The following is a 21,128-nucleotide window of genomic DNA, read 5'->3' on the forward strand; positions in this document are numbered from 1 at the left end:
TACTATTTCGATGAAATCGCGGATTCAATTCGTTAATTTGCCTCTTAATCACATATTCGTGGGCTTAGTTAAACAAATTTTCTGGGACGTATACGAAAGATTCAATTTACTTTCGCTGGATGTGGTTTCCGGAGCCTGTGCCGGCATGTATTTTTTTGCCGAAATGATGCGGATCCCGCTTTCCTGGTATTATTACCTGCTGCTGGCGATGGCGGTTTGGACCATCTATACCTTTGATCACCTCTTGGATGCCAGAAAAGTTTCTACAGTTGCGCTTTCCAAAAGGCACCGATTTCACCAGCAACATTTTAAGCAATTGGCACTGGTTCTTGTGCTTACTGGGATAGCTGGAGCACTGCTTTCCTTCCATTTTTTAACATTTGCAAGAATAATGGCGGCTGGAACGATCCTGTTTTTCCTAATTGTCGGTGCAATGGTTGGGATGCGGCTTGGAAACAAAAAATCAGCTATTGCCAAAGAACTGTTGATCGCTGCTTTTTATGTGGCAGGCATCATCCTGGCTCCGGCGGTTCAGCTTGATTTTGGTTTCATATCCGACAATTGGCTGTATTATGTTCCGGCTTATTTTATCCTGGCCTGGTTTAATCTGGTGTATTTATCCTATTTGGATGGGGCTTTGGATCGTGCAGAGGGACATCATTCCATCATGACGGTAATGGGAAAGCGGAAAACCAGGAATTTGCTTGGGGGCTTAAGTGTTATAGGGTTGATCTACGGGCTGTTTTTATTTTTTCACCTGTCCTCCTATTTCCACCGCTTCACCTTGATATGGGCGTTAATGATGCTGGTTCACGTACTTTTTTTCATGGAGAGACCTGTAAATATAACAGAAACCAGAAGGCGTTTGGAACTTAGTTTTTCCGTCCCCCTGCTATTATTAATATTATAACTACTCGCTATGCGGAAAGAGCCTCTTCGCGATCACTATTTGCTGCTGGCCCCCTTCTATGAGTTTATCTCCAAAAAGGTCATTGGTTCCGATTTTCAGCAAAGCAAGAGGACCTTTTTGGACCAAATACAAAAAGGAGATACGGTACTGGTACTGGGCGGTGGTACCGGCACCATTTTGCCTCTGATCATGGAACAAATTGGGGAAAGTGGTCGGGTCATTTACCTGGAAGCATCCGGTACTATGATCCAGCGAAGCCGGCAGCAAGTGGATTTGCCTTTCTCCAGGCAAGTTCAATGGATTCATTCTTCCCGTTTTGAGGACTTGCCCTTGATAAAGCCGGATGTGATTATTTCCCATTACTTTCTAGATGTCTTGCCCGATGAAAGTATTGATCGCCTGTTTCAGGAAATAGAGGGTAGAATTCATTCGCAAACCGATTGGATTTTTGCGGATTTTTTTCCGACGGCGAACCGGAAAGGACTCCTTTGGGGAATGATCACCTTGTTCCGATTATTTACCAGACATCCCAGAAAGGATCTGCCGGATTACTTAAGCTTTTTCCGAAAATGGGGCTGGGAAAAAGTGGATTTTGTGCCTTTTCAGCAGGGATTTTTTCAGGCAATTCGTTACAGGCCTGCTCCCAGATCAATTAACTCACCAATTACCTCTTTGAAATAGGCACCGTTGTATGGTCCGTAAAAATTCATGTCTCTTACCTCGTAGTAGTCTTCCTGGTAATATTTGTCCGGAGTAATGTATCCGATATACCCTCCATTGAAGGTAGTGATAATCAGATTCATCCCCAGGCCGGCAGCTTGCTTTTCCCATGCTTCGTAAAATACGCCGGAAACCTCACCAGAAGAGGAAATAAACAGGGTATTGCCTATTTTTATCAGGTCAAAATGAGCCGGATAATCCCCTATGGCCCAGTCAAAAAGCCAGGGGCGAATTCGCCAATGATTGCTGATTCGAAAATGCGGTTCGCGAAGTTGTAAAGGTAGTTTTGCCGCAAAAATGCCATTTTCGTTTAGTTCAATGGTTTTGTCAGGATTATGGTCTATGATTGAATCCAGTTTGGCCGCATAGTTTTTGACGCTCTCGACATCATTTCCCTGAATGTGGGGGCGATGACTACCCACGGCTCCTGCTGCGAAAAGGACAAGGTCGTGCTGCTCTTCGAGTTTTTCTGAAAAGTAAAAGGGGTAATCCCCTGATAACCCCATAAAGCGGCTGCTCAGACAGGTGGCATGTGCACTGAAGGTGATCAAACTTGCGCTTGCCCCAGCCTGATTACTTATGATAAGCTGACGGATAAAGGGATCTACCGGGTCGGTTGCCACCAATCGGTTGGTGACAAAATTTTCGGCATTACTTTTACTATAATCAAGTTGAACAGTATCCATCTGCACTAGCGCCTCCTGCAGGGCTTTGAGGGTGCTTGCGGAAATCAGATCCACCAGGTCTTTGTTCCACCCTCCCAGCGCCAGGCTTCCAACAGGGCCGGGAATGGTGCCGCCCATACCGCTATGGGTATGCGTTGCGGTAAAGTACACATGGTCTATCGGAAAATCCCCTTCGTCAATCTCTTTTCGAAGGGTTTCTGCCAGCTTGGGGTGAATAATGAGCAACTCGTAATTTAAAAACGCTACCTTAAAATCGGGGTTCCCGAGGATTAGGGCTTTGACAAAGCTACTGTCCTGAACAAATTCATAGTTGCCTCTTGGCCGATAGGCTACCAACGGTACCGGAGCGGGGGGGGTCATGTTGGCCTTTGCCCAGCCCCCCAGCAGAAAACCCTGATCAGAACCTAATACGGGCAGGCTGTCCAGGGTAGCCAGGGTTTCCTTATAGTATCCCTTTTTCTTATAGTGTGTCCAGTCTACGGTCGTAATAGTTGCAAGAAAAAGCAGAAGAAAGAATCCTACCAGGTACAGCAAAAATTTAACGATGGCTGTTATGGAAAAGCGTAGCGGGGGCATGGGCTAGCCCTCGTAGGTAAATGTTCCGTGCTGCCCGCTTACGGTCACTTTTTTCCCATTGTAGTCGGTAACCCGGCCAATAATCCGGGCTTCCACGCCAAAATCAGAAGCCAGTTGAATCACTTCATCGGCTCCCTTTTCGTTCAGGTACACCTCCATCCGGTGGCCCATATTGAAAACTTTATACATTTCCTTCCAGTCGGTACCGCTTTCCTGCTGAATGATCTTAAAAAGGGGAGGAGTATCGAAGAGGTTGTCCTTGATCACATGCAGGTCTTCAATGAAATGTAGCACTTTGGTCTGAGCGCCGCCGCTGCAATGTACCAGGCCATGAATTTCAGAATGGTGCGTTTTGAGCAAGGCGGCTATTATCGGTGCATAGGTGCGGGTAGGAGAGAGGACCAATTTGCCCATATCCAGCGGTGTGCCGGGGGCGTAGTCGGTTAAGCCATAGCTACCTGAATAAACCAGTTCTTCTGGTACCTGTGGATCGAAACTCTCTGGAAACTCCTTGGCAATGCTTTTCCCAAATACATCGTGCCGGGCGGAGGTAAGTCCATTGCTTCCCATGCCGCCATTGTATTCGGATTCGTAATGCGCCTGTCCGAAAGAGGCCAACCCCACGATCACATCACCTGCGGCAATCCGGTCATTGGAGATGACATCTTTCCGTTTCATCCGGCAGGTAACCGTGCTATCTACGATAATAGTACGAACCAGGTCTCCGACATCGGCGGTTTCTCCTCCCGTCAGTAGGGCATTTACGCCATGGTCCCGCAACATTTGGAGAACTTCCTCGGTGCCGTTGATGATGGCTGAGATAACCTCACCGGGAACCAGGTTTTTATTTCTGCCGATGGTGGAGGATACCAGAATATTATCGATGGCGCCGACACAAAGCAGGTCGTCAATGTTCATGATGATCGCATCCTGAGCGATTCCTTTCCAAACACTCAGGTCTCCGGTGGCTTTCCAATACAGGTAGGCCAGGGAGGATTTTGTCCCCGCCCCGTCGGCATGCATGATATTACAATAGTCGGGGTCATTGCCCAGGATATCTTCGACGATTTTACAAAACGCCTTGGGAAACAGTCCTTTATCCAGATTGGAAATGGCCTTGTGTACGTCTTCCTTGGAGGCCGATACCCCGCGTTGCATATACCTTTCGTTCATAACCTTGGCTTTGAAAAAACAAATAGGCCGCAAATATACGGATTTTACTCGGTGATTTCTATCACCTTAAATTCGGTTCGCCGGTTTATCTGGTGCTCTTCCTCCGTTTGGGCATTTTCGATAATCAGCTGCTGCTCGCCGTAACCCCTGGCTTCCAGTCTGGAAGGATCGATACCTTGGGAGACAATGTATTCTACCGCTGATTCAGCCCTTCTTTGAGACAGGTCTTCGTTATAGGCATCGCTTGCCCGTGCATCGGTGTGGCTGCTTAGCTCTATACGTATTCCGGGATTGTCTTTCAGGATTTTAACCAGTTTATCCAGTTCCTGTGCCGCATCCGGCCTGATTTCCGCCTTGTCCAGATCATAGTAAATGTTCTCCAAGACGATGGCCCTTTCCAAAACCAACTGTTCCAGAACGATGGTAGTATCCAGCGTAATATTGGTTACATCCTGGATGAGGTCCTCTGGCGCGGGCGTTTTGCCAACTGTGCTGTAGGGTATGCTCTGCGTAAAATAGCCAGTTTTGGAGGCAATCATGGTGTATTCTTTTTCAGGCTCTAACGGGAATCGTAGTCTACCGCTCTGGCTGGAGAAATTACCATCGATGGTCTGGTTGTTGTCATCATACAAAACTACCCGGGTTTGCGGGAGTACCTGCTCTTCCCCATTCTCCAATCGTTCTTTGGTGACCACATTCAGCAATACGTTGACCACCTTGGGGGCAGGTGTCATGTCTTTGAAATAATAAATATCATCGTCTCCTTTACCTCCAGATCTGTTGGAGGTAAGGTAGCCCTCCTCGGGATAATCGGTGAAAAAAATTCCAAAATCATCGGCAATGGAATTAAAATTAGGACCGAGGTTCCTAACCGTAATCGAACCGTTTTCCTCTTTGGCTACAAACAGGTCCAATTTTCCGTAACCCGGATGCCCGTCGGAGGAAAAATAGAATTCGCCGTTAGGAAGCGGTCTGGGAAATAGTTCATTACCGGGGGTATTGATTTCAGGCCCCATATTAACCACATTACCAAAATCGCCATTCGCGAGCTTAGTGGACCGATACAGGTCGATGCCGCCATATCCTTCGGGTCTGTTGGAGGCAAAGTAGAGGGTGTCTCCGCTTGCACTGAACGCTGGGGTCGAGTTCCAGTATTCGGGTTCTCCATTGACGGGCATAAAGATAGGTTCGGTAAAACCTCCTCCTCTGAAATAGGAGGCAAAAAGGCTTACCTCCGGAATGACACTTTTAGAGGCAGCATTTCCCCTGGCATAGATAATGGTATTTCCATCAGGGCTGATGGCGATTGCACCCTGGTTTAATCCGGTTTCATTTTGAAATTCTGGTAGGGTTTGTACATTTTGCACATCCACATTGATGCCCTCTGCTCTGGCCCTGAATAATCGGGTGTATCCCTGACCAGTAGCCGGATAGAGATCTCCGGCTCCTCTCGAACTGGTAAAATACAGGTAGTTTTCACTCAGCACAGGTGCGTAATCAATCCCTGAAGTATTGAGCAATTCGTAATTTTCCAGTTCGTGGTTGGGCCAGATGGGTTCAATTTCAGAAAGGGCATCAATATTTTTAACCTCTTTTTCTGCAAGAGCGATTTTTTCGTCGTCCATGGTCAGGGTTTTGGCCGCCTCAAAGGCAACTCTGGCCGAATCGTATTCCCCTTTCCCCTTCAGGCTTTTTCCTTTGTAATACTCACTTTCAAAAGTGGCATTATTTTCAGAAACCTTTTCGTAATACGTTGCTGCTTTTTCGATGCGGTTAGAAAGCCGGTAGCTCTCTGCTATAAAAAGATTTGCCTCGTTGTTTTCCGGCTCCTTCTCTAATAATTTCGAAAATGTACTGATAGCCATCTGGTATTCCCCAGCGCTAAATTGGTTTTGGGCTTTTTGTTGCAGACTGGTACAGGATAACTGGAGTAAAACCACAATCAGGGGTAGCCAGAAAACGGGGTAAAGGACAGAAGACGTTGCTTTTTTCATACGAAATGAGTTCCCTTGCGAAATTAGTGGGCAAAATATTTTTTCAACCAACTGGACTCAGCCGGTATCAGCCATTCATTATTCAAATCTGCTATTTTATTGACGCTGGGGTTGAATACCTTACTGCCAGGCTGCAATTGACCTTCCTGTATATGTGTTTTGATCTCCGGCAAAAATGCCACATTGACACCCGACTCGCTCAAGTACGACACTTTGCCGCTATCCAATAGTTTGATGGAAAGCTGGGTTTCGATTTCTCTTAGCACCCGAATCGAACTATCGATGGAGCAACCGCTGGCTCCCAGCTGGCCTTCATCCACAGCCAGCACTATAAATTGGTCGAATTTGATGTCAAAAGAAGTAGGCATCGGTGAACCGTGGGTGTTCCATTGATTACAGAAACTGACCAATTTGGAAATGATCCAGGTTTTTTCTTCCTCCTTAAAAGGTCTATTTGCCTGGTATACCCATACTCTAGCTTCTTCCGACATTTCTTCAAAAGGTACGTACATGCCTGATTTTCTTTAATTTAGTTGTTAACGTTTACTATAGACCCTGCCCGTTTGGCATTTCCTGTAGGATTAAACGTAATTCGAAATTATTATGATACAAAATAGGGATTAAGATCTACTAAAAAACGCAATTAACCAAAAGAATGTTGCCTCAATGGTAACAACTCTGGTTTCGCTTACCCAGACAAACCCTGGTCTTTGGCTATGAGTTCCGCAAGGTCAAGGACCTGTACCTCTTTTTCCTTTTCTTTGTTTTTAACCCCATCAGCCATCATCGTCAGGCAAAATGGACAGCCCACAGCGATCGTTTTTGCTCCTGTTTCCAGGGCCTCCTCGGTTCGCTCTACATTGATGTCCTTATTACCATTCTCCGGTTCCTTAAACATTTGCGCACCTCCGGCACCGCAACAAAGACCTTTGGTACGGCACCGTTTCATCTCTACCAACTCCATGTCCAGTGCTTTGATCACATCCCGTGGCGCTTCGTATACGTTGTTCGCCCTGCCAAGGTAGCAACTGTCATGAAAGGTTATTCGTTTTCCTTTGAACGTTCCTCCTCCTTTCATCACTATTTTTCCCTCCTGAATCAGTCCCTGCAAAAACTGGGAATGGTGCATCACCTCGTAATTTCCTCCTAGTGCGGGGTATTCATTTTTTAAGGTATTGAAGCAATGCGGGCAGGCCGTGACGATCTTTTTGACTTGATATCCATCCAGCACCTGTATGTTGCTGATGGCTTGCATTTGAAAGAGAAATTCGTTGCCTGCTCTTCGGGCGGGATCCCCGGTGCAGGTCTCTTCATCACCCAATACAGCAAAATCGATCCCCACCTTGTTGAGAATTTTTGTAAAAGCCAGGGTTACGGCCTGATATCGTTCGTCGAAGGATCCCGCGCATCCGACCCAAAAAAGCACTTCGGGGGTTTCGCCGGTAGCGGCCTTTTGAGCCATGGTGGGAACTTGATAGGTATTACTCATTATTCCTTGGTTTCTTTTCTTCCTGATTTAATTTCGATGCCCAGTTAAACCGATCGCTTGGAGCAAATTTCCAGGGGGCAAAACTGGTTTCTATGTTTTGGAACATGGCGTTCCACTGGGCAGGACTGCCACTTTCCTCCATGGAGGTGTATCTTCTCAACTCTATAATGATGGATAAAGGATCGATGTTTACCGGACAGGCTTCCACGCAGGCATTGCAACTGGTGCAAGCGTTGATTTCTTCCTGGCTGATGTAATCGCCAAGCAGCGATTTGCCATCGTCTTTTCCATCCTTTCCGGCGACTTTAGATTGGCTGATTTCCTCTGCCCTGTCCCGGGTGTCCATCATGATTTTCCGTGGAGAAAGTTTTTTCCCGGTGATGCTGGCGGGGCATTCGGCCGTGCAACGGCCGCATTCGGTGCAGGAAAAGGCATTCATGATCTGGACCCAGGAAAGGTCGGTGACATCCTTTGCGCCGAACCTACCGATTTCAGCCTGATCCGTCGCTTCGGGAGCCGCCTGTAGTCCCAGCATGGATTTCACTTCCTGAGTGACAACTTCCATGTTCGGAATTTTACCTTTGGGATCCAGGTTGGAATACCAGGTATTGGGAAAGGCCAGAAATATGTGCAGGTGCTTGGAGTAGGTCACGTAGATGGCAAAGCCTAAAATTCCGATAATATGAAACCACCAGGCAAAGCGTTCCAAAAATAGCAGGGTAGCGCTGCTCAACCCCTCAAAAAGACCCTGGATACTATTGCTAATCCAAAGTCCTCCTAATGGAATATATCCCTCTACTCCGCGATAGGCAAGTAATTGATCAGTCGCATTCATAGTCAGGATGGCGATCATAAGCAAGATTTCAATCCATAAAATCAGGTTGGCGTCTAATTTTGGCCAGCCCTTTAGCTCGGCCGAACTTAGTCGGGGGACTTTCATAAGATTTCGCCGGATCAGAAAAGCGACACAGGAAATCAATACGCCCAAAGCGAGCAGTTCAAACAGATTCATGGCCAGGGTATAGAAGCCTGCCAGCGCGGAGGCAAAAATCCGGTGGGTACCGGCCAGCCCATCAATAATAAACTCCAACACCTCCAGGTTGATCACGATAAAGGAAACGTAGATAATCAGGTGTAACAAAGCAGGTCCGATTCGCTTAAACATTTTTTGTTGGCCAAAGGCTACCAGTGCCATGGTTTTCCATCGTTCCTTAGGTCGGTCTGTCCTGGGAAGCGGCTTTCCAAGCAGAATGGTCTTTCGGATATAGCTGATTCGCTTATATAAAATAAACCCTGCTGCGCCCAGAACCAATAAAAAAAGGATTTGTGGTAAACTGCTCATAGTGAATGTATTACTCTTAGGCCTCTATTTTTTTACTAAAATCGTTTGTACAAAAGTAACAAATACCTACCTTTGCATCACTTTCAGCGGTGATGTAGCTCAGTTGGTAGAGCATCGGACTGAAAATCCGTGAGTCGGTGGTTCGAGCCCACTCATCACCACTGGCCCTGGTTTCGACCAGGGCTTTTTTTTGCCTTTTTTTTAATATTGAAGCTATATTCGGTCCTTCGGTAGTTTTTCATTTCAGTGGCAAATTAATAAATAGTAGGGATGCATACTATTATAAACGCATTAATCAACCCGGCATAACGGCAGTTGTTCAGTTTTTCAGTACTTTATAAAAGTTGGAACCCATTTGAAAAATGGTTGCCGCAAAAAAAATTATCCAAAGTTGTAACATTTCCCTGCCAACTTCATCCTATACATGAATGAGCACTTTTTTTGAAGCAACGATATGGCCGCTAAGAAATAAACTGTACCGCATGGCTTATCTCCGGACGAAAGACAGGGATGCAGCCAACGATGCCGTTCAGGAGGCCTTTTCTAAAGCTTGGGTACACCGGAACAGCCTGGAACGGATGGATAATCCAGTAGGATGGATGGTGAAAACCCTAAAAAATCAGGTGCTGCAGCAGTTTCGTACGGAAAGCAGGATGGAAACATTGGAGGACTATGAAGATCCGATACAGGAGGAACCGGTCGAATCTCAGGCAAACAGCCACTCGGTGAAATTGGTGTTTCGCTTTTTGGAAGACTTGCCCCCTAAACAGCGGGAGGTCTTCGAACTGCGGGAAGTGGAAGGGTTGACCTATGACGAAATCGCCGGTTATCTGGAGATTTCACCCGAACAGGTTAAGGTAAACTTGCACCGGGCCAGAAAGAAACTCAGGGAATTTTTAATGAAACGTAAGGATGATGAAAGATAGATTAGACCAGTTACTGGAGAAATACTGGGAGGGAGCGAGTTCTCTGTCGGAAGAAGAAGAGATGAAAGCACTATTGGAGCAGGTGCCGGGATACGAGCAGGAAAAATCCTTTTTCCTGGGAGTAGCGGAGATCAAAAAGATAAAATCCACCCTGTCCTCTACTCCTGATTTCAGGGAGATTCCTGCTCCAGGAAAACGTGGATTTATCAAAGGATGGATGAAAATAGCCGCGACGGTGATTCTTCTTGCCGGTTTTGGGTTCTTGATTAGGCAATATCAGGTGCAGCAGGAAAAAGAAGCGCAGGCCCAGGCCTATTTTGAGGTCATGGAGGCCTTTAGCTTGATCCAACAGAATCTGCAAAAAGGAGAAAAGGAAATGGAGGTCATGGATGATCTCAAATATCTGAATGCACCCCACCAAATGTTCAACTTTAATGACTTGAAATATGAATAGGAAATTAATAACCCTACTAATACCCTTGCTGCTGGTACTTGGCAGCCTTCAGGCGCAGGAAAGCGCCATTGAAAGATTCTATTCCAAGTACATGGAGGACGAGCGCTTTTCCCGGGTCTATATCAGTCCGAAGATGATGCAGATGGCGGGAGGTTTCCTGGATGCTAACAGCGTCGAAGGGGATGAAGATGCTGAGCAGATGCTAACCCTAATCTCCAAAGTAAAGGGAATTCGGATTTTGTCCGGCGAGCAGGTCAATGGGCTAAACATGTTTGAAGAGGCCATCGGCCTCCTTAACCGCAACAAATACGAAGAGCTGATGGACATCAAAGACAAGGGCAGTTCTCTGAAATTTATGGTACGGGAAGAAGCGGGCCGGATCAAAGAGCTGCTGATGGTTTCGGGGACGAAGGAAGAATTTACCCTCATGAGCATGCTGGGGGATTTTACCTACAAAGACCTGAACATGTTATCTGAAAAAACCAACCTGCCCGGTATGAAGGAATACGGGCAGGGTAATAAAGAATAAGTTTTGAAAAATTGACGTATCGATTACACATTCAACTACACAATTATGAAAAATTCACAAATCATTGTTTTCCTCTCTTTGCTGTTTTGCCTGCCGGTAAGCCTCTTTGGCCAGAGTAAAAGCGTGGACCGACTCTATAACCAATATAAAGGAGAGGAATCCTTTTTCCACCTGGATTTGGCGGGTAATTTCCTGGATTTTGCCAAAGGCTGGGATATTGATATCGAAGAAGCGAACCTGTCTGCCATTACTGAGAGCATCGATAGGGTGAAGCTCTTCAAGCTTCCGGTGAGTGGAAACCAAGCACGTTCCGATTTCAGAAAGCTGGCACAAGGACTGGAACGGGAAAACTACGAACTGATGATGGAAGCTGAAGAAAAAGACAGTGGGGTTTCGATCTACTCCCTGGGGCAGCGCAGCATGAAGGGCCTGGTGCTGCTAATTCGTTCCAACGAGGATGCCGAATACCTGGTGATAGAGCTGGAGGGGCAGTTTGACCAAAAGGCCCTGGCCAAGGTAGGGAAGGGGAGTTGATACTTTCTGCCCACTCCTGGAAAGGCGGGGTTAGGAAAACCGCAATCGTCTAAAACCCTTGAGGTCTTTGCGACCTCGAGGGTTTTTTTTGAGCACGTCCCGCGAAAAGACCTTCGGGGTTAGGAAAACCCCAAAGGTCAGGATGCTACTATAACCGTAGAGGTCTTTAGGACCTCTACAGTTTTTTTCGTACACGTCCCGCGAAAAGACCTTCGGGGTTGGGAAAACCCCAAAGGTCTGCGTTCTTTCCAGACCTCGGCGGTTTTATTTGTGCACGCTCCGGGAAAGACTCCAATGGATGGGCCTCTTATATTTGAAAGGAATTTTCAAGCCCGCCATTTTTTCGTATTTTCCTATTTCAATCATCTTTCGGCTCATGAAGCAATTGCTGCTCTTCTTGGTTTTCCTGTTTTTGGTAGCTTGCGGATCCGACGATTCCTCGGGTGAGAACGGTCGAGCGCCGGATTTGAATTTTACACTGGATACGGTACGGATTGATTCCAGGGGCGAGATTCTGTTTCTGAACACTGGCTTGCGTTCCGCGGTCCTCTCGGAAGACAAACGCTACCTTTATAACCCGAATTGGCAATCCTATGCCATCGAAAAAATCGATTTAAGTACCTTGGCATTGGAGACCTTGCTTCCATTCGAAAAAGAAGGGCCGGATGGCATTGGCGGATATTCCCTGGGATTAAGGCTGGTAGATGGGGGGCGGTTTTTGATGTCCGGGTATGGCAATCATGCCCTGTTTGACAGCAGCGGCAGAAAGCTAGCCGATGTAGGTCCGGAAACAGTTCCTGCCTTTTCATCGGAAACGGAAGAAGGGAACGTGCTGTTTCCAGTGCGATTGCCGGAGAACCCGTCCGCCTACGCGGGGGTCTATATCATTCCGGGAGTGCGGGAGCCGCAGCTTTTGTTCTGGGATACCGAAGAACAAACGTATCGGAAAGAAAAGAATCCTTTGTTGGAGAAATCCATGCAGTACCAAACGGACTTTGATGATGGGACCACGGCTTTATTTATAAGCGGTGGTGAATATCTGGAAGTGGTAAATAGTAAGGTTTTGCTGGGCTTAAATGCAAGTTCAGATCTTTGTATACGTGAACCGGGGCAGGAGGATTTTTATAAAAAGACCTTCGAAAATGGTTGGATTCCCCGGGAAAAGGAGACCGTCTTTCCCGAAAAAATAAACGATAGGGCCTTATTTCAAGAATTGTATAAGAAAGCGACGGAGGAAATTTCCTACCACAAGCCCATTTGGGACGAAAGTCGAAAGGTCTATTTCCGGTTTTCCTACGAGCAGGAATATGGAGTTGCCAACGCCAGTCCTTCAGACGGTCTTTTTCCGAAACCTACGAGCGCCAGCGTGTACCTCACCATCTACGATTCCGATTTCAATTTACTGAGAGAGACTGCCGTTCCAGAATTGGACCGGCCACCGCCCTACCACTTCGTCAAAGACGGCAAAATCTGGCTATTTGAGAATTTGGAAGATGAGATGGGTTTTGTAAGGTTGAGTTTTCATTTGTGATTTCGGATTGTTTGTAGGTCGTTTGAACAAATGTTAACCATATAAGGCATATAAGAACATATAAGTGATTTTTATTATAATTCTGGGGGTATTTGAGATATATCTTTTAATGGTAAAATTATTCCTTGCCGTGTTTTATTTTTAATCCTAAATCCCTGACCAATTTGGTTTAACGTTTTTTTGTGGGATAGTTAGCCACAAACCAGTCTAGGTATTCCGGCAGTTTACCACCCTGGAAATAGGGTAGGTTCATTAGATAAAATGTAATAAATACAGGGTATTATATTACAAAAAATGTAATGTATAGAGGCCAAAATTAAATGTGTGGTTTATTTACCCTTTTTTAACACCTATTTATTTTTAATTTGCCCGGAAAATTCTTAATTTTTTAGTCTAGATCAAATCATAAACGCATGAGGCTTTTCGTTATTCTTTTATTCGCCAGTTTACTTATTGGCTGTGGGAGCGTTGATCATCGGGAAAAACCGGTGAGGTACGCCTGGGTTTTAGCCTGGATACGGTTATGATTGATTGGGGAGAACAGCTTGTTTTTCCATATTTAGCCGCATCAAGGAGTTTTTTTATGGAGGATAACAGCTTTCTGTATAACTTTAATGATTTTGACCATACGGTAGAAGAAATTGACCTTGAAAAACTTAAGTTGGCCGGAAAGTATCCCTTTGAAAAGGAAGGGCCTAACGGCACCGGGGAATATGTGGATTACATGGTACACCTGGACTCCGGAAAATTGCTCATACAAACGAGTAATCAGGCGGGTATTTTTGATTGGGAGGGGAATAAACTGGGGGAATTTGACCCCTTGCTGGAGGGAACTTCACTGACGCATGCTGACAAAAAGGCTTTTCAGCCTTTTAAGGCAGTAGGAGATCAGGTTTATGGCCTGATAGTTGACAATGCGGCCAACACCAGTGAAGTGGGGTATTTTAACGGCAGCAGGGATGAATTTTCAACCATTCCTTTGGCAGAGGAATTCAGACATGGGGACTTTAACCTGGTGCACAGGGAAGGTAATTCCCGGCGACGGTATGCGCCAGGTTTCATCATGCAGGCCTATGGTGAAAATAAGCTGGTAGTGGGCAGTACGGTGTCCAGCAGCTTGTTTATTTTCGACCCTGAAAGCGGGCAATTAGAAAAGAAGGAATACAATCTTACCCTGACAGCAAATGAGAAAAAGGGGGTTTACAGGCTAGCAACCGAGGATGAGGCTGATTTTCAAAGGGCATACGTAGAATTGTATGAGGAGGTATCATTCGGTCCTTTAATATGGGATGTTGAAAATGAACGTTTTTTTCGTTTTTATTATGAGTACTCCTATCCGGATGAGCTTCCTCCGGGTGGATTTCCAAGACCTGTTTCCACCGCAGTCTACCTGATGGTATTGGATAATGAACTTAACTTACTTCATGAAACGTCCGCGTCTCAGCTTGATTATGTACCCTACTTTTCTTTTGTCAAAGACGGCAAAATCTGGATTTTTGAAAATATAGACGATGAGATGGGGTTTGTACGTATGTCGATTTCGGATTTACCCAATCGGAAATCATAAATTCACCATCCTCCCAAGAAATTAGCTATAAAATGAGAAAGTTTTTGGTAATTTATTTATGCAGCTGCCTTATAGGTTGTGGCGAAAAAGAGAAGTTTGGAAATCAGGGGATAACTAACCTGGAGTTTTCTCTGGATACAGTAATGATTGATCCGGGAAATGAACTGCTATATTTAAATGCAGGGCTTCGGATGGCTTCGCTGGAGGCCGAAAGAGACTATCTCTATAATTTCAACCTTTCCGACCACACCATTGAGAAAATCAATTTAAACAGTAGGAAGCTTGAAGATAAACTGGCATTCGAAAAGGAAGGTCCTGATGGAGTTGGAGATATGGTATATAGAATGGATCTGATATCAGACGAATTGGTGGCGTTTTTAGGTTACGTAAAAGTCGGTATTTTTGATTTGAAAGGGAGAAAGGTGGCTGAATTCCCCATTGCGGAGATAGATTTCGACGGGGACCGGTTGATTAAGGGCGAACGTTTTGAATTTCTGAATACCTATATGTTTGATCCGCAGAAGATGGTGGGCTTGATTAGAAATGCCAGGGAAAAATCCTTTTCCTTGGGAGTGTTGGATTCCGATTTCAGACATTTGAAGAAGACTCCGATTCCTTTGGATGCACTGGAGAACTTTCGATTTGTGCTAAGTAGTCCTTCTAGAGTACAAATGTCCTTTCCCTCAGCCAATATTTCTAAGCACAAAGGCAATTACGTCATTACCAATGAGGTAAATAATACAATCCTGCTTTACGATGCCGATTTAGATACTTTAAAAAAAATCAACTATCAGCCTATGCTTACGGAAGATAGGAAAAAAGGCAAGTACAACCAGGTAACAGAAACAGAGGAGGAATTTAAGAAAGAAACCCAAAGCGTACAACAAGAAATCAGTTTTATGGCTCCCGTTTGGGATGAAAAAAACAATCGATTCTACCGGTTTTCCCATAAAGCTGTCAACATTGCAAGCCCTGCTATTAAGGAGGAAGTGTATAAATCATCCGTATACCTGACGGTATTTGATGCTGATTTTAACGTGATTGCAGAATCCCTTGTTGAAGATTTAACGAAACCACCCGGATTCCATTTTGTCAAGGACGGCATGCTTTGGCTGTTTGTCAATCTGGAGGATGAGCTGGGCTTTGTCCGTCTCAATATTGATTTGTGAATTCGAATATATGATTTACCCCATTTTACATCTGATATCTACCCGACTTCTAATTTAAGTTCAAATGAAAAATCCGCTTGACATTTTATGCTTTGTATTTGGTTTGATTTTTATGCTGGCGTCTTGCGGTTCTCCGGCGAAAAAGGAGATTCAGGAACTCACAATCAGCGTGGATACCGTACAGATTGATCCGGGAGAGGAACTGTTGTTTCTCAAGTGGGGGCTTGAGCTTTCCGGACTGAGTGCGGATCGTCGATACCTGTACAATTTTGATTTGGAGCAACACCAACTCGAAAAAATCGACCTGGATTGCCTGGTTCTGGACCGAAAAATTCCCTTTGAAAAAGAAGGTCCCGATGGACTAAGGGGTATCCATTCCCTCAGGGGCTGGGAGAGAGAAGCTATTTTCTTCAGCACCTGGAATGGGGCAATGGTTTTTGACCAAAGTGGCAAGCTTGACCGTTCCTGGGAGCTGGATCCGAAGGGATTTTCCGGGGATGTTCTCAGCGACAAGGAATCCCTTATAGGGGTTCAGGTGGATCCTTCCGGTGAGGGTGAAGCATATGGCCTAGCAAAAGCTTTTCGAAACGAGCTGGCATCGTTAGTCAGGCTGGATCTGGATCAACATCTAATCCACCGCTATACCTTACCCTTATTAGATAAGTTAGGGAATTATACCGCTTCCCTGAATGATGGGGAGAACTATGCCTATCATGAAGTAGAAACGTACTTGGAAATTGTGGACAGTGGGGTCTTGTTTGGGGCGGAGACCGGAAGTGAATTTTACCTTTACGATCCGAAAGCCGATACCATTAAGGTGGTTTCCTCTAATAGTGAGTGGATGGAGTCGGAAAATACGGCAAAAGGGGGTGATTTTGCTGCTGCAGGTGAGTTTTCCAGGTACTTTCAGCAATTCATGGAAGGACCTCATTACTTATTGCCGGTTTACGATGTGCACAACAAGCGGTACTGGCGGTTATTTTACGAGAATTATTATGAAAGCGAAATAAAGGAAGGACTTTTTCCCCAACCTGCCGGAGCCAATGTTTACCTGGCTTTGTACGATGAGGAGTTGAACCTGATAAGGGAGGTCGAGCTTCCCTTTTTAACCGAGAAACCTTTACGGCATTTTATTAAGGATGGGATGCTTTGGCTGTTTGTTAATGTAGAGGATGAGATGGGGTTTGTGCGCCTAAATATTGAGTTATGATTTCGTATTTTCTTCTAGTTGGATTTGAAAAAGCTTCATAAAGAATCTCACCCTAATATCATGGAAAAAGAGGAACCATATAAGGCATAGAAGGACATATAAGGGGTTTATTTTTATTTCAGGGTTTACTTGCGATCTTTCTCATATCCCGACGGAAGGCATGTATATTTATTGAGTAAAGTAATTCGGGAAACTTCACCCCAATAATCCCTTATATTTCTTATATGGTTCAAAAAAAGGAGAAACCATATAAGAAGAACATATAAGCGGGGGAATGTGATTTTGGGTGTATGGGCGATTCAATCCCCCCAAATCACAAATCTGCAATCCCAAATCCCATCTTTGAAGTATTTTTGGTAAGTTTAAGCTTATTTCGAATTTGATTCGTTGTTGTCTAAATAAAACCTATTGGTCTAATCAGAAATTATAAATAAGCTTTTACATGTTAAAAAATCCCCTTGTTGCAATTGCCTCTCTTATTATAGCTTTTTCACCCATGCTGCTCCAAGCCCAGGAAAGGCATGAATATGAGATTTCCATTCTGGGGATCAACATTGGGGACATGGTAGCCACCAAAGAAACCAAAGCCGATACCACGTATTTTTTGCTGAGAAGTGAGGTGAGCTTCTGGTTTTTTGGGCGGATCAACCTGGATTATACCACCAAAGTAAAATACCATCAGGGGCAGTTTATCGAATCATCCGTAGAAAAAAAGACCAACCGGGGAGATTTTCTGTCCAGGATTTGGCTGGAAGATGGGGTCTATGAGATCCGGGCCAACTCCTATAAATATGAATTCAATGATCAGGTCGGTGAAAAAATTGACTACAGTGCGGTGCGCTTGTTTTTTGAGGAACCCAAAGGCAAGAAAAGAATGATTACTGAAAACCACGGCCAATTTGCCAGCATTACCTCCAAAGGAAACGGGGCCTACGATACCTATGTGGAAGGCAACGAAAACAACTACCAATACGAGAATGGCAAATTGCAGGAGGTCAGCATGCACAGTCCCATTAAGAATTATGCGATACAGCGGAAGGAATGATGGTTGCTGATTTTCCGATTTCACCACCACCCTGGGGATGAATTTTTTATCGGACATTATATAGGCACCTATATGATTCAAGTAACAGGGAACCATATAAGGCATAGGAGGTCATATAAGGGGTATTATAGGTGATTCAAGGATATATTTCCACAAATCCAGTCTTAGTAGCTGTGACATCTGTTCGAAGAAGTTTATAGTAGTTCTATTCCTATTCCATTAATATTACCAGGTGGGTATTTATGTTGGATGGTTTTTTTACTCGAGTCTCATTTGTATTGAAGAGACTAAAAATCAAAAGGGAATATTATTGATGTATGAAAAGAGCGTTAGGCCGACAAAAAACCGAGGGGCGCGGCAGGATGGCGGGAGGAAGGATTTTTTTGTCTTGATTCAAAATTTCTCTTAGGATTACTTTGATGGATAGGTCGGTTCAATAATGCCTTTAATTACGATTAAATGCGACGGCAGGGTTGCAAACCCTGTTTATCTGGGTTCGGTATTGCAAATGCCGAACAGCGGGTTGCAAATGCTGTTTAGTTGAATTCGCTATTTCAAATGCCGAAAGCGGGTGATGGTTAATACACCATTATATCCCACCGAGGTTGGAGAGCAAACCTAATTTCCAGATAGGACAGTTGATTGGTAGGAACATGTTCAACCCCTGCCGGGGTTGGGTGAAGGTTGGATTCTTGCAGTCCCCGGGTTTCGCCCGGGGTTATTGCTGTTGAAGCCCTTCAGGCTTCGGCATCGAGGCGGTGTTCGATCATAAGGTAAGAAGTCAAATGAATCGATTAGCTAAAACTTGATTCGAAGGTAAACTGAGATTTCCAGTCAGACTAATTGGCTTGGAATCATATAAATGACATTTGATTTCGTATTCCGCTCATACGGATCCCCTAATGTATCCCAGGCCTGAATGGCCTGAACAACAATAACCGTGGGTGCAGCCCACGGCTGATGGACTACCGCTTATCACCAACCCCGATAGGGGTTGAACCTTAAATAGCTGCCATTTTAAGATTAATTATTTTTGCGCATACAGCTTCATTTTTCGATCCGAGAATTGCAGAGGAGACCTTATTTCAGGATAGGCCAGTTGGTTCGCAGGACCATGTTCAACCCCTGCCGGGGTTGGGTGAAGGATGGGTTTACGCAGTCCCCCGGGTTTCGCCCGGGGTTATTGCTGTTGAAGCCCTTCAGGCTTCGGTATTAGGAGTTTGATAATGAGGGAAGAAGTCCGCTGATTCGATTAGCTGGAAATTGGATTGAAAGTAATTTGAGATTTACGGTTTCATTATTGGAATTGAGGTATAAAAATCCTCATTTATTTCTAAGTCTGTTGGGTAAGATTCCCTAGTTCATTCCAGGCCTGAAGGGCCTGAACAACAATAACCGTGGGTGCAGCCCACGGCTTTTGGCCTACAAATTACCTCCAACCCCGGGAGGGGTTGAACCTGACGTACCTGCCTTAATAAGAAAAGAAGTCCAACCCTTTGATTTGCCTGGAATACCCTTTTCACCAAAACAGCAAACTTTTGGTGAATCAAATCACCAAATATCCGGATTATTGGTGAATAGCTGAATTAGAAGGATTGAAAGATGCATGGAAATCGGAGTAACTTAAAAAGCTGTTTTAAGGAGATTTCATTAAACTTTGGCATCGGTTAAACAATAATCCCTCACCCACAAGTCCCGGATCCGGATCTGGTCCTTTTGGAACTTCCAATAGCCGATACATCATGCTTATCCCCATAAGAAAGATGGTTAACTGGTTCAATAAAATGTTAACTTTCACACTTTTTCATTTGAATAAATGTATTAATATACACCTTTTCATTTGAAAAAATGTAAATTGAATTTTAATTCTCTAGAAATGAAAAGAAAGCTATTTCAATCCTTAATTAAATGGAGAAACTCCCACAAAAGGAAACCCTTAGTAATTCAGGGAGCTCGACAGGTTGGTAAAACCTGGTTAATGAAAGCATTTGGAACAGCGTTTTATGGGCAGGTGGCCTATGTGAATTTTGAAAGTAATCAGACAATGAGGCAGGTTTTCGAACAAGATTTTGATAAGGACCGCTTGCTCATGGCCCTTCAGATTGAAACAGGAATTAAAATAGACGCTGAAAATACCTTGTTGATTTTAGATGAGATTCAGGAATCCAAAGGTGCGTTAACATCCTTGAAATATTTTCAAGAAAATGCCCCTTCTTACCATGTGATAGCAGCAGGTTCATTATTGGGAGTGGCACTGCATCAGGAAACCTCTTTCCCTGTTGGAAAGGTCGCATTCATGGACCTTTATCCGCTGGACTTCGAAGAATTTATGGATGCTGTAGGCGAGGAATCGTTAAATCAGCTACTTCAAACGCATCAATGGGAAATGGTCAAGCCTTTTGCTCAAAAATTTAAAAACCTGCTCAAACAATATTTTTTCATTGGAGGAATGCCGGAGGCTGTTCAGACGTTTATTGAAACAAAAGACATGGTGCTTGTTAGATCTGTTCAAACAAGAATCATGGACGCGCATCAACAAGATTTTTCGAAACATGCCCCATTTGATATTGTGCCAAGGATACGGATGGTTTGGAATGCCATTCCTGCTCAACTCAGCAAAGAGAATAAAAAATTTATCTACGGTCAGGTCAAAAAGGGAGCTAGGGCCAAAGATTTCGAGATGGCATTGGCATGGTTAAAAGATTGCGGCCTAATTCATCAAGTCAATCGGATTTCAAAAGCAGGAATTCCGTTGAAAGCTTACCAGGACTTTGGAGCCTTCAAGCTTTTTCTTTTGGATATAGGTCTTTTGGGGGCTATGGTTGACTTGGATGCTAAAACAATTTTGGAAGGCAATCAATTTTTTGAAGAATTTAAGGGAGCCATTTCCGAGCAGTTTGTTTTACAACAATTGGTGGCATTGGGATTAGCACCGTTTTACTGGTCAGCAGATAGTGCGACCGCCGAGCTCGATTTCATTATCCAACTTAAGGGACAGATCATCCCCATTGAAGTGAAAGCGGAAGAAAATTTGAAAGCAAAAAGTTTGAAAGTATTTGTGGAAAAATATAAAACGGTCACCAATATTCGCACCTCCTTATCGGACTATAGGAAAGAAGACTGGTTAATCAATATTCCATTATATGGAATTCATACAATCATTTAGCTATTTACGTAAAAGAAAACCTTCCAGGTTTCACCACTTAAATTAAAACAATTAGCTGACTGCCATTAAAACCTGAAAGGTTTGCGCATTTAGCGAGACATTAAACT

Annotated in this window: 18 protein-coding genes and 1 tRNA gene; 13 read left to right on the top strand and 6 right to left on the bottom strand. The window is 44.5% G+C overall.

All coding sequences use genetic code 11. The features are described 5' to 3' along the window. Positions 1-58: 58 nt before the first annotated feature. Together GKS34_RS08260 and GKS34_RS08265 are read left to right on the top strand one after the other, a co-directional pair. Entirely contained in the window at positions 59-910 is an 852-nt protein-coding gene (locus GKS34_RS08260; protein WP_163384337.1) for a UbiA prenyltransferase family protein, read from the top strand. A gap of 9 nt (positions 911-919) precedes the next feature. Further along, a complete protein-coding gene (locus GKS34_RS08265) occupies positions 920-1,591 on the top strand; it encodes a class I SAM-dependent methyltransferase (RefSeq protein WP_163384338.1) in 672 nt (223 codons plus the stop codon). On the opposite strand, the gene GKS34_RS08270 is transcribed toward GKS34_RS08265, so the two are convergent. The 6 genes from GKS34_RS08270 to GKS34_RS08295 all read right to left on the bottom strand — a co-directional run bounded on the left by GKS34_RS08270 (position 1,540) and on the right by GKS34_RS08295 (position 8,890). Then, positions 1,540-2,892, bottom strand: coding sequence for an alkaline ceramidase (locus GKS34_RS08270; RefSeq protein ID WP_163384339.1), 1,353 nt, complete (start codon positions 2,890-2,892; stop codon positions 1,540-1,542). The two genes, GKS34_RS08265 and GKS34_RS08270, sit on opposite strands and share 52 nt — an antisense overlap. Positions 2,893-2,895: 3 nt before the next feature. Beyond that, positions 2,896-4,065, bottom strand: a complete 1,170-nt coding sequence (locus GKS34_RS08275) for an AIR synthase related protein (protein WP_163384340.1) — start codon at positions 4,063-4,065, stop codon at positions 2,896-2,898. Between the two features lie 44 nt (positions 4,066-4,109). Next, the gene (locus tag GKS34_RS08280; protein WP_163384341.1) at positions 4,110-6,059 is read right to left on the bottom strand and encodes a CHU_0125 family OmpA-like outer membrane integrity protein; all 1,950 of its coding nucleotides are present in this window, start codon (positions 6,057-6,059) and stop codon (positions 4,110-4,112) included. A 23-nt stretch (positions 6,060-6,082) separates the two neighbouring features. Further along, positions 6,083-6,571, bottom strand: a complete 489-nt coding sequence (locus tag GKS34_RS08285) for a hypothetical protein (RefSeq protein ID WP_163384342.1) — start codon at positions 6,569-6,571, stop codon at positions 6,083-6,085. A gap of 176 nt (positions 6,572-6,747) precedes the next feature. Further along, positions 6,748-7,548, bottom strand: a complete 801-nt coding sequence (locus GKS34_RS08290) for a (Fe-S)-binding protein (protein WP_205602038.1) — start codon at positions 7,546-7,548, stop codon at positions 6,748-6,750. After that, positions 7,541-8,890: a 4Fe-4S dicluster domain-containing protein gene (locus tag GKS34_RS08295; RefSeq protein WP_163384343.1), complete on the bottom strand. Its 1,350-nt coding sequence runs from the start codon at positions 8,888-8,890 to the stop codon at positions 7,541-7,543. The genes GKS34_RS08290 and GKS34_RS08295 overlap by 8 nt, the downstream gene beginning before the upstream one ends. Positions 8,891-8,978: 88 nt before the next feature. On the opposite strand from GKS34_RS08295, the gene GKS34_RS08300 reads away from it, so the two are divergent. The 11 genes from GKS34_RS08300 to GKS34_RS08350 all read left to right on the top strand — a co-directional run bounded on the left by GKS34_RS08300 (position 8,979) and on the right by GKS34_RS08350 (position 21,021). Beyond that, positions 8,979-9,051: transfer RNA gene (locus tag GKS34_RS08300), tRNA-Phe, on the top strand. A gap of 267 nt (positions 9,052-9,318) precedes the next feature. Then, positions 9,319-9,816 (top strand): GFO_1088 family ECF-type sigma factor, encoded by a 498-nt coding sequence (locus GKS34_RS08305; protein WP_163384344.1) that lies wholly within the window; start codon positions 9,319-9,321, stop codon positions 9,814-9,816. Next, complete coding sequence (locus tag GKS34_RS08310) at positions 9,803-10,270, top strand: PG0215 family putative anti-sigma factor (protein WP_163384345.1); 468 nt, start codon at positions 9,803-9,805, stop codon at positions 10,268-10,270. Before GKS34_RS08305 ends, GKS34_RS08310 begins: the two co-directional genes overlap by 14 nt. Then, on the top strand, positions 10,263-10,799 hold the full coding sequence (locus GKS34_RS08315; protein WP_163384346.1) for a DUF4252 domain-containing protein: 537 nt from the start codon (positions 10,263-10,265) through the stop codon (positions 10,797-10,799). Before GKS34_RS08310 ends, GKS34_RS08315 begins: the two co-directional genes overlap by 8 nt. A gap of 45 nt (positions 10,800-10,844) precedes the next feature. Continuing rightward, positions 10,845-11,333: a DUF4252 domain-containing protein gene (locus GKS34_RS08320; RefSeq protein ID WP_163384347.1), complete on the top strand. Its 489-nt coding sequence runs from the start codon at positions 10,845-10,847 to the stop codon at positions 11,331-11,333. 376 nt (positions 11,334-11,709) lie between these two features. Further along, positions 11,710-12,864 carry a DUF4221 family protein gene (locus GKS34_RS08325; protein ID WP_163384348.1) on the top strand — a complete coding sequence of 385 codons (1,155 nt, stop codon included), beginning with the start codon at positions 11,710-11,712 and terminating at the stop codon, positions 12,862-12,864. Between the two features lie 511 nt (positions 12,865-13,375). Then, complete coding sequence (locus GKS34_RS08330; protein ID WP_262888561.1) at positions 13,376-14,431, top strand: DUF4221 family protein; 1,056 nt, start codon at positions 13,376-13,378, stop codon at positions 14,429-14,431. Between the two features lie 32 nt (positions 14,432-14,463). Continuing rightward, positions 14,464-15,600, top strand: coding sequence for a DUF4221 family protein (locus GKS34_RS08335; protein ID WP_163384350.1), 1,137 nt, complete (start codon positions 14,464-14,466; stop codon positions 15,598-15,600). A 64-nt stretch (positions 15,601-15,664) separates the two neighbouring features. Then, positions 15,665-16,810: a DUF4221 family protein gene (locus tag GKS34_RS08340; RefSeq protein ID WP_163384351.1), complete on the top strand. Its 1,146-nt coding sequence runs from the start codon at positions 15,665-15,667 to the stop codon at positions 16,808-16,810. A 442-nt stretch (positions 16,811-17,252) separates the two neighbouring features. After that, positions 17,253-17,855 (top strand): DUF6134 family protein, encoded by a 603-nt coding sequence (locus tag GKS34_RS08345; protein ID WP_163384352.1) that lies wholly within the window; start codon positions 17,253-17,255, stop codon positions 17,853-17,855. 1,876 nt (positions 17,856-19,731) lie between these two features. After that, the gene (locus tag GKS34_RS08350) at positions 19,732-21,021 is read left to right on the top strand and encodes an ATP-binding protein (RefSeq protein WP_163384353.1); all 1,290 of its coding nucleotides are present in this window, start codon (positions 19,732-19,734) and stop codon (positions 21,019-21,021) included. Positions 21,022-21,128: the final 107 nt, after the last annotated feature.

The organism is Cyclobacterium jeungdonense (assembly GCF_010994275.1).
In the GTDB taxonomy this organism is placed as follows: Bacteria; Bacteroidota; Bacteroidia; order Cytophagales; family Cyclobacteriaceae; genus Cyclobacterium; species Cyclobacterium jeungdonense.